Genomic DNA, 13,991 nt, shown 5'->3' with positions numbered 1-13,991 from the left:
AGCTCGATATCAGGATGACGCCAGGGTCGTTGGCGCCAATTCTACCGCCGCATGCTATGGTTGGCGTGATCCGCGGGCATCGTTGGCGTGATCTCGCACAATCGTCCCTCCTTCCTCGATAACAAGACAAGCGCAAGCGCGGCATGCCGCCAAGCGCCCGCCCACCCATGACTCTGGACCGCCGCGGTCTCATCCTGCTCGTCATTCTCACACTCGCCTGGGGCATCAACTGGCCCGTCATGAAAATCGGCGTGGCCCATTTCCCGGCGCTCGGTTTTCGCCTGCTCTGCATGGCCGGCGGCGTCGTGGCGCTGGGCGTGGCGCTGCGGCTGCGCGGCGATTCGCTCGCGGTACCGCGCGCCGCCTGGGGCACCGTGGTCAAGCTCGCCATCCCGAACATGGTCGTGTGGCACCTGCTGGCGATCTGCGCGGTCAAGATGCTGTCCTCGGGCCGCGCGGCCATCCTCGGCTACACGATGCCGATCTGGGCCGTCGTGTGGGGCCTGCTGCTGTTTCGCGAGCGCATCGCGCTATCGGCGTGGATCGGCATGGGCTGCGCGCTGGTCGGTACGATCCTGTTGCTATCGGGCGAAATCGCCGCGATCACCGGCAGCCCCACGGGTACGCTGCTGATGCTCGGCGCGGCGGCGGGCTGGGGCTTCGGCACGCAGTTGATGAAACGCACGCAGATCGACGTGCCGATCGGCGCGTTGACCTTCTGGATGCTCGTGGTGGCGCTACCGTTCCTGCTGCTCGGCTCGCTGCTGCTGGAATCGGGATGGCGCATGCCCAACGGGATCGAATGGGCCGCTATCGGCTACAACGCCGTGGTGGTGTTCGCCTATTGCCATCTGGTGTGGTTCGCGCTGGCACGCAGCCTGCCGCCCGTGGTATCCAGCCTGTCGATCATGTTCATCCCCGTGGTGGGCGTGTTTTCGGGCATGCTGCTGCTCGGCGAGCGCCCCCATTGGCAGGATTACGCGGCCATCGTGCTCATGTTCGCCGCACTGTCGAGCGTGATGCTGGGCCCATCGCTGCGCCGCCGCCACTAACGCGAAAATCGGCCATATTTCGCTTAACAAGCCCCCCTGCGTTGGGCTACACTCGCGGCCATCAGAATCCCGGGAAGTCCCTTCCCGACTAGGCAGCCGACACAGCGTCATCAGTCACAAGGAATCGCGGATGATCAACCTGTTCGTCCTCCAGAAAGGACGGCTTGCCCAGGAGCAGGTCGACGAACGCAACGAGCTGCTGCAGCACAAGCCGATCTGGATCGACGTCGTCAGTCCCGACGACGAAGAGCTGGCGTGGATCAAGGAAGCTTATGGCGTGGTGCTGCCCGAGCTTGAAGACCTCGGCGACCTCGAGGCGTCCGCCCGGTATTTCGAAGGCGAGGACGAAAACATCCATATCCGCACGGACTTCCTCCTTGACGAGGAAGGCACTTCGCGCAACGTGCGCGTCGCGTTCGTACTGACGCGCGACGTCGTCTTTTCGATTCACGACGAAGACCTGCCCGTGTTCCGCCTGGTGCGGCTGCGCGCGCGCATGCGGCCCGGTTCGGTACGCAATGCCAAGGACGTGCTGATGGATCTCTACGCGACGGACGCCGAATATTCGGCGGACTCGATCGAGGAGATCTACGAGCGGCTGGAGGAAGCGAGCCGCCGCGTGCTCGCGGAGAATGTCACCGACGCCGCGGCCGCCGACGTGCTGGAAATGATCGCGCGCGAGGAAGACTTGAACGGCCGCATCCGCCGCAACGTCATGGACACGCGCCGCGCGGTGTCCTTCCTCATGCGCAGTCAGATGCTGTCGGCCGAGCAGCAGGACGAGGCGCGGCAGATCCTGCGCGACATCGACTCCATCGAGAACCACACCGCGTTCCTGTTCGACAAGATAAACTTTCTGATGGATGCGACCGTCGGTTTCATCAACATCAACCAGAACAAGATCATCAAGCTGTTCTCGGTGGTGTCGGTGGCGCTGATGCCGCCCACGCTGATCGCGAGCATCTACGGCATGAACTTCAAGGTCATGCCGGAACTCGACTGGGCCGCGGGGTATCCGTGGGCGCTCGGGTTGATGGCGGTGTCCGCGGCGGTGCCCCTCATCTACTTCCGCAGGAAAGGGTGGCTGGGCTAGCGCGATTAGTCCGGTAGGGTCGCCGCGCCCATGCGGCGCGCGATGATGCCGGCCTTCACGCGGAAGTTCACGCGCACATTGGCGCAGTAGGCCTTCTTGTCGAAACACTTTGGCGCTGGCAATGCCGCCGCGAGCCGCGCGGCCTGGCCGACGCCGAGCTTCGACGCGCTCGTCTTGAAGTAATGCTGCGCGGCCGCCTCCGCGCCGAACACCCCCTCGCCCCACTCCACCGAATTCAGGTAGATCTCGAAGATGCGCTGCTTGTCGAGCCAGAACTCGAGCATCCACGAAATGGCGAGTTCCTGCCCCTTGCGCAGGTAGTTCTGCTCGGACGACAGGAACAGGTTCTTGGCCAGCTGCTGCGTGATGGTCGACCCGCCGCGCACGATATGCCCGCGCTGCTTGTTGCGCTCCCAGGCATCGAGCATCGCATCGAGTTCATAACCGGGATGATTGACGAAGTCCGCGTCCTCGCTCGCGATCACCGCGCGCTTGAGGTTGCGCGAGATATCGTCGTAGCGGACCCATCGATGGTCGAGCGAACAGCTCCAGAAGTTGACGCCGCACAGGCGCCAGTGCTCGGCGCGCATGAACGACGACGACGACGGATCGATGTACTGCCAGCTCGCGATTTGCAGGAAGAAATACAGCTGCATCGCGAGCACGCCCGCCAGCAGGCATCCGCACACATAGCCAAGCCAGCGCATGGCCTATGGTCAGTTGCCGGCCCGCGCTTCCGCTTCCAGCGCGGCGCGCAACTCGGCCAGCACGGGCGCGGTCTTAGGCCGCACGCCGCGCCAGTTATAGAACGCCTCGGCGGCCTGCTCGACGAGCATGCCCAGGCCGTCGCTGGTACGCGCGCCGCATTGGGCCGCATACGCGAGGAACACGGTCGGCACCGCGCCGTACATCATGTCGTAGGCCAGCACGTCCGGTCCGAGCAGGAACCCGGGCACGGGCGGCACCTCGCCCTGCAGGCTGCTGGCGGAAGCGTTGATGACGACGTCGCACGCTTCGTCCTCGGACAGGCCCTCGAGCGCATCGAGGCCGCCGCCCCAGAGTTCCACGTTGTACTGGTTGCCGGCCTCGGCAAACGCCTCGAGCATGTCGCTCGCGCGCGCTGCCGTGCGGTTGGCCACGACGATCCGGTCCGGACGGCATTCGATCAGCGGCAGCATCGCGCCCATGGCGGCGCCACCGGCGCCGAGCAGCAGGATGCGGCGGCCTTCGAGCAGCGTGTCGAGGTTGTCCTGGATATCGCGCACGAGGCCAATGCCGTCAGTATTGTCGCCGTGGATCAGACCATCCTCGATCCACATCGTATTCACCGCGCCCGCGGCTTCCGCGCGATCGGTGAGGCGGTCAGACATGTCGTAGGCCTCGAGCTTGAACGGCGTGGTCACGTTGCAGCCGTAGCCGCCCTCGGCGAAGAACTGGCGCACGGTGTCGGCAAACCCGTCGAGCGGCGCGAGCAGGCGGTCGTACTGCACCGCTTCGCCGGTCTGGCGGGCAAAGGCGGCGTGGATGGCCGGCGAGCGGCTATGCGCCACCGGATTGCCGATCACCACGTAGCGGTCGGCCTGATTCTGGGTTTCTTTCATCAGCGCGGCTGCAGCCGGACGTCGAGTCCGCTGCGCGAAAACTTGAAGGTGGAAATGACCTCGAGGATGTCCTGGCGAGCCTGCATTTCCGGAGAGAACTGGCCGAACGGCGCCGCCGCCCGCACGATGGCCACGGCCTGGCGGTCCAGCGCGGGATCCCCCGAGCTCTTGGCCACGTCGATCGCCTCGACGTTGTAGCCGTCACGGTTGTAGCCTAGCTTGCCCGTCCGGTTGACGTTGATCACGAGGATCAGCTGGCCGTACAGGGGCTTGCCGTTGCGCTGCGGGAAATCGCTCGTGCCGCGTGCCTCGATCTTGCGGCGCAGGCGGTCGTAATACTGGGCGTACTCCACGCCCTGCGCGCTCGTCGCGGTCAGCTGCATGCGCTTGGGACGCTTGGCGTAGTGCTCGAGGTTCTTGCCGATCTCGGCCTCGAGCTTGGCCATTTCATCGATGCTCGTGCGGTCGTCCTGGCCGCGCTGGAGCGGATCCACGCGCTGCTCGCCGGGCTTGATGGGCTGGCTGCGCACGGACGGCACGGCCTCGCGCGCCTGCGTCATCAGCCGCTGCTGTTCCTGCTCCAGCTGCTCGACGCGGCGCTGCACCTGCCGCACGAGGTCGCCATCCTTGGATTCGGTTTGCGCGGGCAGCGGCGTGGTGGCGCGCTGTACGTCATGGTCGCCGCCGCCATCGAGGTTGGCCTGCGCCAGCACCGTCGGATTGCGCGGCTTGTCGGCCGACTTCGAATTGACGAGCACGACGTCGAGCATCGGGTCCGAACGCTTGATCTCGAACACTTCCGGCGCGGCGATCCGCACCGTCAGCAGCACGCCATGGATCAGCAGCGAGACCACCAGCGCCTTCACCAGCGTACTGCTCGATCGCCACCGTTGGCGCAGCGGACTTAATGGACCTAAGGGACCTGAGGGACCTGAGGGACCTGACGGACCCAATGGACCCGACGTACGCTTTGGGCGGGGAGCGGCGAGGGTGGCGGTCACGGTCTGAGACGGTTGGCTGGAAGCGGTTGGCGGGCAGACTGGATTGTAAGGGAGCCAACCGCTTTTCCGAAGCGATCAGGGCGCGGGCGAAGGGGGGATGTCGCGCGCCGCCGACGCCTCCGCGTCATCGCCTTCGGCTGCCTCGCCCTGCACTTTCGACGCGTCTCGCAAACCGGCCGTCTCCTCGCCGGCGCCGGCGCTATCGCTGCCGTCGGCCCCACCCTCGGTACCGCGTTCCGCCGCGGCCTCCGCCGCTTCCTGAGCAGCCGCTTCCGCGGCGTCCTCGGCGGACTCCTCGGCGGTCTCTTCATCGGGCTCGAGGTCGTCCTCGGGCACCGCGTCGCCGGCAAACACTTCCAGCACGCGGCAGGACACGTCGAGCGAAATCTCGTCGGTGCTCGCGATCTCCAGCATGACCTGCGTGCCGCGCGACGCCTGCGCGAGTTCGGGCACGCGCGTGACGAGCGGAATCTCGGCAAAGCGCACCGCGCCTTCCTTGAGCACCGCGGCCAGCATGCGGTCGCGCGTCTCCTGTCCGAGCCAGCGCAGGCACCAGTAGCGTTCCATCGTCGATTGATGGTCGGCGTAGGCCGCGTACGTGCCTTCGAAATCGGCAACGGCCGCGAGCAGGTCGGCATCCTTGGGCTTGAACGGCGCCACGAGCTTGGCGGTCACGCCATGCTGCGCCACCGCGATGATCTGCCACTGGTTCACCAGATCGACATAGCGGCGCAGCGGCGACGTGCTCCACGCGTACTGCGCCACGCCGAGCCCTTCATGCGGGGCCGGATAGGTCTGCATGCGCGTGCGATGCATGCCCCACGCCTTCTGCGTGCGATAGATGCCCGGCACGCCGTGGTCGGCCAGCAGCTTGCCCCAGGTGCTGTTGGCGAGAATCATCAGTTCGGCGACGATCTTGTCGAGCGGCGAACCGCGCTTGCGCTGCTCGATGCGGACGCGTTCGCTGCCGTCGTCGAGCGTGTCGATATAGAAGCTGTAGTCCGCGCGATTGTGGGACTCTGGACGCAAGCCGCTCGCGAGGCGCGCCTTCTGGCGCTCGTCGTAAAGGAAACCGGCAAAGTGGTACAGCTGCGTGAGCGCTTCGCGGAACGGATAGTCGCCCGTGCCCGCGGCCAGCGCGGCCTCCGTCACCACGTCCTCCAGCAGGTTGTGGCGCAGGTTGGCGGCGATGGGCACGCGCTCCGCGCGCGTCTCGCTGCCGACGATCAGCGGCTGGCCGCCCTCGGCGCCCTGCATATCGACCGTGACATACAGCGACACCGCCGGGCACGTGCGGCCTTCCTGCAGCGTGTAACGCTCGACGACCGCATCGGGCAGCATCGTGATCTTGTCGCCCGGGAAATAGACCGTGGACAGACGCTGGCGCGCGATGGCGTCGAGCGCGTCGCCACGCTGGATGCCAAGCGCCGGCGCGGCGATATGCACGCCGATACGCAGCTTGCCGTCGGGCAGCGTGGTCACGGACAGCGCGTCGTCGATCTCGGTCGTGGTCACGTCGTCGATCGAGAACGCCTGCACGTCGGCCAGCGGCAGGTCGCCGGCGGGCTCGGGCACCGTCACGTCGGGGAAGCCGATGCCCTTCGGGAAGCATTCGGCCAGGAACTTGGCCTCATGCAGCGCGCGCGGACTCGCGATGCCGCCCACGGCGACCATCAGCCGCATCGGTGTCATGCCGAGCGCCGTGCACGCGGCGTCCATCGCCTTGTATTCGAGGCTGTTCTTGTCGGGGCGGAACAGCAGCTGCAGGACCTTGCCGCGGAAGGATTCCGGCAGCGTCATCGCCTTGAGCTGGGCCTCATACTCGGCCTGCACCAGCGCCTGCTGCTTCTTGCGTTCGAGCGCGGCGAGCGCGGCCTTCAACTGGTCTTCGGGCGCGCGCTGATAGCGGCCGCGCCCCTTGCGGCGGAAGTAGACCGGATTGCCATGGAGGGCCATGGCGAGCGCGGCCTGCTTCACGACATCGGCGCCGGCGCCGTAGTACTCGCCGGCAAGGTCCGCGAAGCCGAATTCGTCGGCCGGCGCGCATTCCCAGAGGAAGTCGAGATCGATCTCCGCCGTCAGGTCGCCGGTCTGCCGCACGAGTTCGATCGCCGACGGCTGGGCAAACTGCAACAGCACGTCGCGCGACTTGACCTTGGTGCGCTTGCCCGCGGGCAATTCGACCTGATAGGCCTCGCCCTGCTGGGCGAGCACGGTGCCGGCGCGAATTTCGCCGCCTTCTTCGAACAACAACTGCATGGATCGGTACTTTCAGAAATGCCGGGACACCGCACCGGGCTCGACGACGAGGGGGGAGCGGGCATGATACCGCACCGCCGTCGCCGCGGCCCCGCAATGGTGCCCCGGCCGGGTTCGGGACGGGAAGAAGCGGACCCGCCGGTCACGGCCGGCGCACGGGCGCGGGCCGCGACTGGAGGTCGGGCAGGAAGACTTCGGTGACGAGCATGGCGCCGCCGCCGCGATGGAACACGGACCGCCGCGCGGGCAGCATCGGCGCGCGCGCGAGGTCCGGCAGCACACGCCGCATGGCCACGCGCATCGGATGATCGGGCCGCAGCCGCGCGAACTCGAACGGCGTGCGCGAGACACGCGGATCGACGAACAGCCGGCCGCCTAGCGGACGCTCGCCCAGCCCGCGGAGGAACGGCCAGTCGCGCCGCGCATGGCGCGCGATCACGATCGTATGGGCATAAATGGCGGTCACCTCGTCGCAGATCAGCATGACTTCGCGCGTGAGCACGGGCGCCGGCGCGGGCAGGCCGAGCGCCCGCCACTCGTCGGCATAGGGCATGGCCAGCCGTTGCGCGAGGCGTGCCACGCGGAACTGCGCCGATGCGGAGATCAGCCGCGCGGTCAGCGAGCCCGCGTCGCCGGTCACCCAGCGGCGCAGGTTCGGCGAAATGGTCGCATCGTAGGGCAGATGGGCCTGCCACGCGCCGCCGCCGCGCGCCCGCGCAACACCGGCATGCCTGTGGAGTGGGCCCGTCATGCGGCGGGGCGATAGCCGCAGAAGCTCAGCACATCGTCAACGTAGTCGGCAAATTCGCTGATGCCATGGTCGCTGCCCTCGATCACGCGGACGTGCGCGCCCGGGTACGCCGCCACCATCTCGCGATAGTCGAGCACCTCGTCGCCGGTCGCGGCAATCAGGTAATAACGCGCGGGATCGGTGATGGCCTCGACCCGCAAGTCGAGCAGTTCCTGCAGGTGCGCGCGCTCCACGCGCACGGAGCCGCCGCCATGCCATAGCGGCTGATCGCCAAGATACTTCTCGAGATCGGTCCACGGGTGGATGGCCGGATTGAGCAACACCGTCCGGCAGCCATGACGTTCGCCGAGCCAGCGCGCGTAGAAACCACCGAGCGACGAGCCGACGATCGCGATTTCGGTATCGCCCCCGGCCCGCGCACCGGCGATGGCCGCCTCGGCCCGTTCGATCGCGGCGGCCGGCGACACATCGAGCATCGGGCAGGCGTAGGCCTTGCCCACGCCCCACTCGCGCATGCGCTCCTGCACGAGCCGCGCCTTGAACGACTGCGGCGACGAGCGGAAGCCGTGCAGATACAGCAGCATCGTGGCTCCCTTTACGCCAGCGGCGCAGCGAGCGCGTCGAGCAGCTTGCGGTGGACGTCGCCGAAGCCGCCGTTGCTCATGACCAGCACATGATCGCCGGGCTTCGCGGCCGCGCGCACGGCGGCCACCAGCGCGCCGATGTCCTGGAATGCCGCGGCCTTGTCGCCGAGCGGTGCAAGCGATTCGGCGAGATCCCAGCCCAGCGCGTCCTTGCCGCCGGGCGCGCCATAGCCGAACACGAGGTCCGCGCCTTCGAGGCTCGCGGGCAGCTGGGCCTTCATCACGCCAAGCTTCATCGTGTTGGAACGCGGCTCCAGCACGGCAAGGATGCGCGCCTCCCCCACCCTGCGGCGCAGGCCGTCGAGCGTGGTCTGGATCGCGGTGGGATGGTGCGCGAAATCGTCGTACACGGTGACGCCGTTCGCCACGCCGCGCACTTCCATGCGCCGCTTGACATTGGCGAAGCGGCTCAGCGACTCGATCGCGCGCGCGGGCGGCACGCCCACGTGACGCGCCGCGGCGATGGCGGCGAGCGCATTCATGCGGTTGTGCGTGCCCTGCAGGTCCCAGATCACCGTGCCTTGCAGCGCTTCCTGTCCCTTGTCATCGAACCAGACATCGAAGCCGTCCTTGCCCTCTGGCACCGGCGTGGCGGCATTGCCCTCGCGCCAGTTGCCCATGCCGAACTGCTCGACTTCGCTCCAGCAGCCGCGCTCGAGCACGCGCGCGAGACTCGGTTCGTTGCCGTTGACGAGGAGGCGGCCCTGACGGGGCACCGTGCGCACGAGGTGGTGGAACTGGGTCTCGATCGCCGCGAGATCCGGGAAGATGTCGGCGTGATCGTATTCGAGGTTGTTCAGGATCGCCGTGCGCGGACGGTAATGGACGAACTTGCTGCGCTTGTCGAAAAAGGCGGTGTCGTATTCGTCCGCCTCGATGACGAAGAAGTCAGATGCCGTCAGCCGCGCGGAAATGCCGAAGTTCTGGGGCACGCCGCCCACGAGGAAGCCCGGCTCGTAACCGGCGTCTTCGAGAATCCAGCTCAGCATCGACGTGGTCGTGGTCTTGCCGTGGGTGCCGGCCACCGCGAGCACCCACTTGCCCGCGAGCACATGCTCGCCGAGCCATTGCGGGCCGGACGTGTACGGCAAATTGCGATCGAGGATCGCCTCCATCAGCGGATTCCCGCGGGAGACCACGTTGCCGATCACGAACAGGTCCGGCTCGAGCGAAATCTGGGACGGGTCGAACCCTTCGATCAGTTCGATACCCTGCGCCTCGAGCTGCGTGCTCATGGGCGGGTAGACATTGGCATCGCAGCCGGTGACGCGGTGGCCCGCCTGACGGGCGAGTACCGCGAGGCCGCCCATGAACGTGCCGCAGATGCCGAGGATATGAATATGCATGGTGCGTCGGGGGAAATCTTGAAGCCCGGGGACCATTCGCGCGCGCCCGGGCAGGGAGCGGTCGATTGTACCCGAGGGGGTACGCCCCAACGCACGCCGTCACTTGCGCTTACATGCCGCAGCAACGGCCGCGGACGGGTCCGGTATCATTTCGGCATGTCCCGACATGCCCCTACCGATCTCACCCGTCTGCGCGAAGAAATCGCGCAGGCCGCCGCGCGCATGATTGCCGAGGATGGCGCCGACTACGCCACCGCCAAGCGCAAGGCCGCGCGCCAGTTGCTCGGCGACGTCCGCGTCGCGGGCGAGTGGCTGCCCGATAACGAGACCATCGAGGCCGAAGTGCGGGCCTACCAGGCGCTGTTCCACGGCGAGAGCCAGCCACGCATCCTCGAACTGATGCGGCGGGTCGCCGTGCTGGCGATGGAAGATCTCGCCGCGTTCCGGCCCTATCTGGTTGGCGCGGTCCTCAACGGCACGGCGACCGAGCACTCCGATATCTATCTGCAATGCTTCTGCGATAGTCCCAAGGATGTCGCGCTGCACCTGCTCAACGCCGGCCTCGACTTCGAGACCAGCGAGTCTCGGCACTTCGGCGGGCGCGCCGACGTGGAGACGCTCAGCTTCCTATGGCGCGGGCAATGGCCGGCGCACCGCGAGGCCCGGCTCCTGGCGGCCGAGGTGCGCGAGGTACTGGGCGCCCCGCTGGGCCTGCATATCGCCCTCTATGACGCGGACGACGAGCGCGGCGCCGTGCGGGCCGACGCCAGCGGCCGGGTGGCGCGCGCCGACCTGACGGCGGTGCGCGCCATGCTCGACGCGTGAGCCTCCCGACATCACATCTCAACGTATATATATAGAGAGAGACGCCCTCCGGCACCCAACATGACCACCTCCCCAAGCCCATCGCCCCGCCGCCGCAGCCTCTGGCTGTGGATATTGCTCGCCGTGATCGCCGCTGCCGCCGGCGTTTACGCGAGCCATTCGGTGTTCTCGCCGAAGCCCGCCGCGGATGGCGCGGTGGAGGCCCTGTATCAGGCAAAACTTCCCTCGCCGAACGGCAGCGAGGTCGATCTGAGCAAACTGCGCGGCAGGACGCTGGTCGTGAATTTCTGGGCGCCGTGGTGCGGCCCCTGCGTGGAGGAAATGCCCGAACTGACGGCGCTCCACAAGGAATACACCGCCCGCAATGTAGAATTCATCGGCATTGGCATCGATTCCGCCAGGAACATCGAACAATTCCTGCAGAAGGTGCCCGTGGCCTATCCGCTCGCGGTCGCCGGTTTCGCGGGCACCGAACTGGCGCGCAGCCTTGGCAATGCGCAGGGCGGCCTGCCCTACACACTGGTGATCGCGCCCGACGGCGCCGTGAAGTTCTCCAAACTGGGGCGCGTCCACATGGAAGAACTGCGCGCCGTATTGCCTAAGACCTGACGGGCCCAGGACCTGACGGCGATTTGCGACGGGGCGTAAAACGCGATCTCGTCGCTAAATTCCGATAATTGACGGCGATCCCCGTCGATCCCGCAGAATTCAGGCCCCACAAGCGCTGGCGGGCGCGCAAAATGCAGAAAAGTGGCCGAAGAGGCGCCTTGCACCGTGGTGCGCGCTGTATCCCCCGCTAGACAAATCCCTCTAAGCTACGGTAATCTCCGCGCAATTTCGTTGATCTGGTCGAGTCACTGTGACCCTGAACGTGTCCGCAAACCGCTCCGCTAGCCGCGCCGCCCGCTACGGCAAGGTGCTCGTCCTCCATGGACCGAACCTGAACTTGCTGGGAACGCGCGAGCCGGAGACGTACGGGCACACGACACTGGCCGACATCGACGAAGCGCTGGCCAAGCGTGCCGCCGAGACCGGATTGGCGCTGGACACGTTCCAGTCCAACCACGAAGGCGCGCTCGTGGACCGCATTCATGCGGCCCGCGTCGAAGGTGTGGACTTCATCATCATCAACCCGGCCGCGTACACGCATACGAGCGTGGCACTGCGCGACGCGCTGGCCGGGGTGGCGATTCCGTTCGTCGAGGTCCACCTGTCGAACGTGCATCGCCGCGAGCCGTTCCGTCATCACTCCTATTTCTCCGATCAGGCGGTAGGCGTGATTTGCGGACTGGGCTGGCAGGGATACCTGCTGGCGCTCGAGTATGTGCTCGCACAGGAAGCCGCGCCGAACGGCTAGCCCGACGACCCGATTGACGACAAGGCGCCATGGCGACCGCCAGGCGCCTTTGTCATGAACGATTCCCCGCCGCCGTGCGCGCGATCCGCGCAATGGTGACCGGACAACCCGATTCTGGAGGACAAAAGATGGACTTGCGCAAGCTTAAGACGCTGATCGACCTGGTGGCCGAATCCGGCATCTCGGAGCTGGAAGTGACCGAAGGCGACGGCAAGGTGCGCATCGTGAAGGCACCGCCGCAGGTCGTGGCACCGATCGCCATGCCGCAAGTACAGGCGCTGCCCGCCGCGCCGGGCGCGCCCGCGGCAGCTGCCGCGCCGGCCGCCGAAGCCGCTCCCGCCGCGCCGCAACTGCCGGCTGGCCACGTGGTCACGTCGCCGATGGTCGGCACGTTCTATCGTGCGCCGTCCCCGGGCGCTTCGGCGTTCGTCAATGTCGGCGACGCGGTCAAGGAAGGCCAGACCGTCTGCATCATCGAAGCCATGAAGCTGCTCAACGAAATCGAGTGCGACAAGGCTGGCGTGATCAAGGAAATCCTGGTCGAGAACGGCCAGGCCGTGGAATACGGCCAGCCGCTGTTCGTCATCGGCTGATGCGCATCGGGCCGGCGCCGCCGGCCGCGAGCCCCTCCCGCGCCGCCCCCGGCCACGCGCGGGCTCGCTTCTGTTCTCGCAGAGAGAGACCATGTTTGAAAAAATTCTGATCGCGAACCGCGGCGAAATCGCGCTTCGCATCCAGCGCGCCTGCCGCGAGCTGGGCATCAAGACCGTGGTGGTGTACTCGGAAGCCGACAAGGAAGCCAAGTACGTCAAGCTTGCCGACGAGGCCGTCTGCATCGGCCCGGCACCTTCGCCGCTGTCCTACCTGAACATGCCCGCCATCATCTCGGCGGCCGAAGTCACGGACGCCCAGGCCATCCACCCGGGCTACGGCTTCCTGTCCGAAAATGCGGACTTCGCCGAGCGCGTCGAGAAATCGGGCTTCGTGTTCATCGGCCCGACGTCCGAGAGCATTCGCCTGATGGGCGACAAGGTCTCGGCCAAGCAGGCGATGATCAAGTCCGGCGTGCCCTGCGTACCGGGCTCCGACGGCGCCCTGCCCGACGATCCGAAGGAGATTCTCGCGACCGCGCGTCGCGTGGGCTACCCTGTGATCATCAAGGCGGCGGGCGGCGGCGGTGGCCGCGGCATGCGCGTGGTGCACACCGAGGCCGCGCTGATCAATGCGGTCAACATGACCCGCGAGGAAGCCGGACGCGCGTTCGGCAACCCCGAGGTGTACATGGAGAAGTTCCTCGAGAACCCGCGTCACGTCGAGATCCAGATTCTGGCCGACGAGCACAGGCAGGCCATCTGGCTGGGCGAACGCGACTGCTCGATGCAGCGGCGCCACCAGAAGGTCATCGAGGAAGCGCCCGCGCCGCACATCCCGCGCCGGCTGATCGAGCGCATCGGCGATCGTTGCGCCGAGGCCTGCAAGAAGATCGGCTATCGTGGCGCCGGCACGTTCGAATTCCTGTACGAGAACAACGAGTTCTATTTCATCGAAATGAACACGCGCGTGCAGGTGGAGCATCCGGTCACGGAGCTGATCACCGGCATCGACATCGTGCAGGAACAGATTCGCATCGCGTTTGGCGAAAAGCTCCGCTTCCGCCAGAAGGACGTGCAGCTGCGCGGCCATGCGATCGAATGCCGGATCAACGCCGAGGACCCGTTCAAGTTCACGCCGTCGCCGGGACGCATCACCGCATGGCATATGCCGGGCGGCCCCGGTGTGCGCGTCGACTCGCACGCGTATGATGGCTACTTCGTGCCGCCCAACTACGACTCGATGATCGGCAAGATCATCACGTACGGCGCCACGCGGGAGCAGGCCATTGCCCGCATGCGCATCGCGCTGTCGGAGATGGTCGTGGACGGCATTCTGACCAACGTGCCGTTGCACCGTGACCTGATGCTGGACGCCAACTTCGTCGAAGGCGGCACCAGCATCCATTATCTGGAACACCGCCTGGCGCAGAAGGCCGTGGCCAAGGGCGAGAAGGCCTGAGGGCCAGAGG

The 13,991-nt window shown here is 66.7% G+C and carries 14 protein-coding genes; 7 read left to right on the top strand and 7 right to left on the bottom strand.

The genetic code is table 11. The features are described from left to right. Window positions 1-167 precede the first annotated feature (167 nt). Both KHP16_RS15215 and corA read left to right on the top strand, forming a co-directional pair. Window positions 168-1,052 (top strand): DMT family transporter, encoded by an 885-nt coding sequence (locus tag KHP16_RS15215; protein WP_211960621.1) that lies wholly within the window; start codon window positions 168-170, stop codon window positions 1,050-1,052. Between the two features lie 130 nt (window positions 1,053-1,182). Next, complete coding sequence (gene corA, locus KHP16_RS15210; protein ID WP_115952776.1) at window positions 1,183-2,145, top strand: magnesium/cobalt transporter CorA; 963 nt, start codon at window positions 1,183-1,185, stop codon at window positions 2,143-2,145. Window positions 2,146-2,150: 5 nt separating this feature from the next. On the opposite strand, the gene mtgA is transcribed toward corA, so the two are convergent. From mtgA to mpl, 7 genes are all read right to left on the bottom strand, one after another. Beyond that, window positions 2,151-2,852, bottom strand: a complete 702-nt coding sequence (gene mtgA, locus KHP16_RS15205) for a monofunctional biosynthetic peptidoglycan transglycosylase (protein ID WP_109580105.1) — start codon at window positions 2,850-2,852, stop codon at window positions 2,151-2,153. 9 nt (window positions 2,853-2,861) lie between these two features. After that, window positions 2,862-3,746, bottom strand: coding sequence for a shikimate dehydrogenase (gene aroE, locus KHP16_RS15200; RefSeq protein WP_109580104.1), 885 nt, complete (start codon window positions 3,744-3,746; stop codon window positions 2,862-2,864). Continuing rightward, window positions 3,746-4,615, bottom strand: a complete 870-nt coding sequence (locus tag KHP16_RS15195; protein WP_211960753.1) for an energy transducer TonB family protein — start codon at window positions 4,613-4,615, stop codon at window positions 3,746-3,748. The genes aroE and KHP16_RS15195 overlap by 1 nt, the downstream gene beginning before the upstream one ends. 207 nt (window positions 4,616-4,822) lie before the next feature. Continuing rightward, on the bottom strand, window positions 4,823-7,006 hold the full coding sequence (locus KHP16_RS15190) for a ribonuclease catalytic domain-containing protein (RefSeq protein ID WP_211960620.1): 2,184 nt from the start codon (window positions 7,004-7,006) through the stop codon (window positions 4,823-4,825). A gap of 142 nt (window positions 7,007-7,148) precedes the next feature. Further along, window positions 7,149-7,757, bottom strand: coding sequence for a chorismate--pyruvate lyase family protein (locus KHP16_RS15185; protein ID WP_211960619.1), 609 nt, complete (start codon window positions 7,755-7,757; stop codon window positions 7,149-7,151). Then, window positions 7,754-8,341: a YqiA/YcfP family alpha/beta fold hydrolase gene (locus KHP16_RS15180; protein WP_211960618.1), complete on the bottom strand. Its 588-nt coding sequence runs from the start codon at window positions 8,339-8,341 to the stop codon at window positions 7,754-7,756. Before KHP16_RS15180 ends, KHP16_RS15185 begins: the two co-directional genes overlap by 4 nt. 11 nt (window positions 8,342-8,352) lie before the next feature. Beyond that, window positions 8,353-9,747 carry a UDP-N-acetylmuramate:L-alanyl-gamma-D-glutamyl-meso-diaminopimelate ligase gene (gene mpl / locus KHP16_RS15175; RefSeq protein WP_109580099.1) on the bottom strand — a complete coding sequence of 465 codons (1,395 nt, stop codon included), beginning with the start codon at window positions 9,745-9,747 and terminating at the stop codon, window positions 8,353-8,355. Window positions 9,748-9,903: 156 nt separating this feature from the next. Here mpl and KHP16_RS15170 point away from each other — a divergent pair, with 156 nt between their 5' ends. The 5 genes from KHP16_RS15170 (at window position 9,904) to accC (ending at window position 13,981) form a co-directional block, all read left to right on the top strand. Continuing rightward, window positions 9,904-10,572, top strand: a complete 669-nt coding sequence (locus KHP16_RS15170) for a UDP-N-acetylmuramate--alanine ligase (RefSeq protein WP_211960617.1) — start codon at window positions 9,904-9,906, stop codon at window positions 10,570-10,572. 60 nt (window positions 10,573-10,632) lie between these two features. Then, window positions 10,633-11,181, top strand: a complete 549-nt coding sequence (locus tag KHP16_RS15165) for a TlpA family protein disulfide reductase (protein WP_211960616.1) — start codon at window positions 10,633-10,635, stop codon at window positions 11,179-11,181. A 262-nt stretch (window positions 11,182-11,443) separates the two neighbouring features. After that, complete coding sequence (gene aroQ / locus KHP16_RS15160) at window positions 11,444-11,929, top strand: type II 3-dehydroquinate dehydratase (RefSeq protein ID WP_109582553.1); 486 nt, start codon at window positions 11,444-11,446, stop codon at window positions 11,927-11,929. A gap of 128 nt (window positions 11,930-12,057) precedes the next feature. Continuing rightward, a complete protein-coding gene (gene accB / locus KHP16_RS15155) occupies window positions 12,058-12,522 on the top strand; it encodes an acetyl-CoA carboxylase biotin carboxyl carrier protein (protein WP_109580096.1) in 465 nt (154 codons plus the stop codon). Between the two features lie 91 nt (window positions 12,523-12,613). Continuing rightward, the gene (gene accC, locus KHP16_RS15150) at window positions 12,614-13,981 is read left to right on the top strand and encodes an acetyl-CoA carboxylase biotin carboxylase subunit (protein WP_109580095.1); all 1,368 of its coding nucleotides are present in this window, start codon (window positions 12,614-12,616) and stop codon (window positions 13,979-13,981) included. Window positions 13,982-13,991: the final 10 nt, after the last annotated feature.

The organism is Cupriavidus plantarum, assembly GCF_905397285.1.
Lineage (GTDB): Bacteria > Pseudomonadota > Gammaproteobacteria > Burkholderiales > Burkholderiaceae > Cupriavidus > Cupriavidus plantarum.
This window is presented reverse-complemented; position numbering and strand designations above follow the sequence as displayed.

Coding starts and splice junctions, on each gene's coding strand:
- KHP16_RS15215 (WP_211960621.1), top strand. CDS start 168: ATGACTCTGGACCGCCGCGGTCTCATCCTGCTCGTCATTCTCACACTC.
- corA (WP_115952776.1), top strand. CDS start 1,183: ATGATCAACCTGTTCGTCCTCCAGAAAGGACGGCTTGCCCAGGAGCAG.
- mtgA (WP_109580105.1), bottom strand. CDS start 2,852: ATGCGCTGGCTTGGCTATGTGTGCGGATGCCTGCTGGCGGGCGTGCTC.
- aroE (WP_109580104.1), bottom strand. CDS start 3,746: ATGAAAGAAACCCAGAATCAGGCCGACCGCTACGTGGTGATCGGCAAT.
- KHP16_RS15190 (WP_211960620.1), bottom strand. CDS start 7,006: ATGCAGTTGTTGTTCGAAGAAGGCGGCGAAATTCGCGCCGGCACCGTG.
- KHP16_RS15185 (WP_211960619.1), bottom strand. CDS start 7,757: ATGACGGGCCCACTCCACAGGCATGCCGGTGTTGCGCGGGCGCGCGGC.
- KHP16_RS15180 (WP_211960618.1), bottom strand. CDS start 8,341: ATGCTGCTGTATCTGCACGGCTTCCGCTCGTCGCCGCAGTCGTTCAAG.
- mpl (WP_109580099.1), bottom strand. CDS start 9,747: ATGCATATTCATATCCTCGGCATCTGCGGCACGTTCATGGGCGGCCTC.
- KHP16_RS15170 (WP_211960617.1), top strand. CDS start 9,904: ATGTCCCGACATGCCCCTACCGATCTCACCCGTCTGCGCGAAGAAATC.
- KHP16_RS15165 (WP_211960616.1), top strand. CDS start 10,633: ATGACCACCTCCCCAAGCCCATCGCCCCGCCGCCGCAGCCTCTGGCTG.
- accB (WP_109580096.1), top strand. CDS start 12,058: ATGGACTTGCGCAAGCTTAAGACGCTGATCGACCTGGTGGCCGAATCC.
- accC (WP_109580095.1), top strand. CDS start 12,614: ATGTTTGAAAAAATTCTGATCGCGAACCGCGGCGAAATCGCGCTTCGC.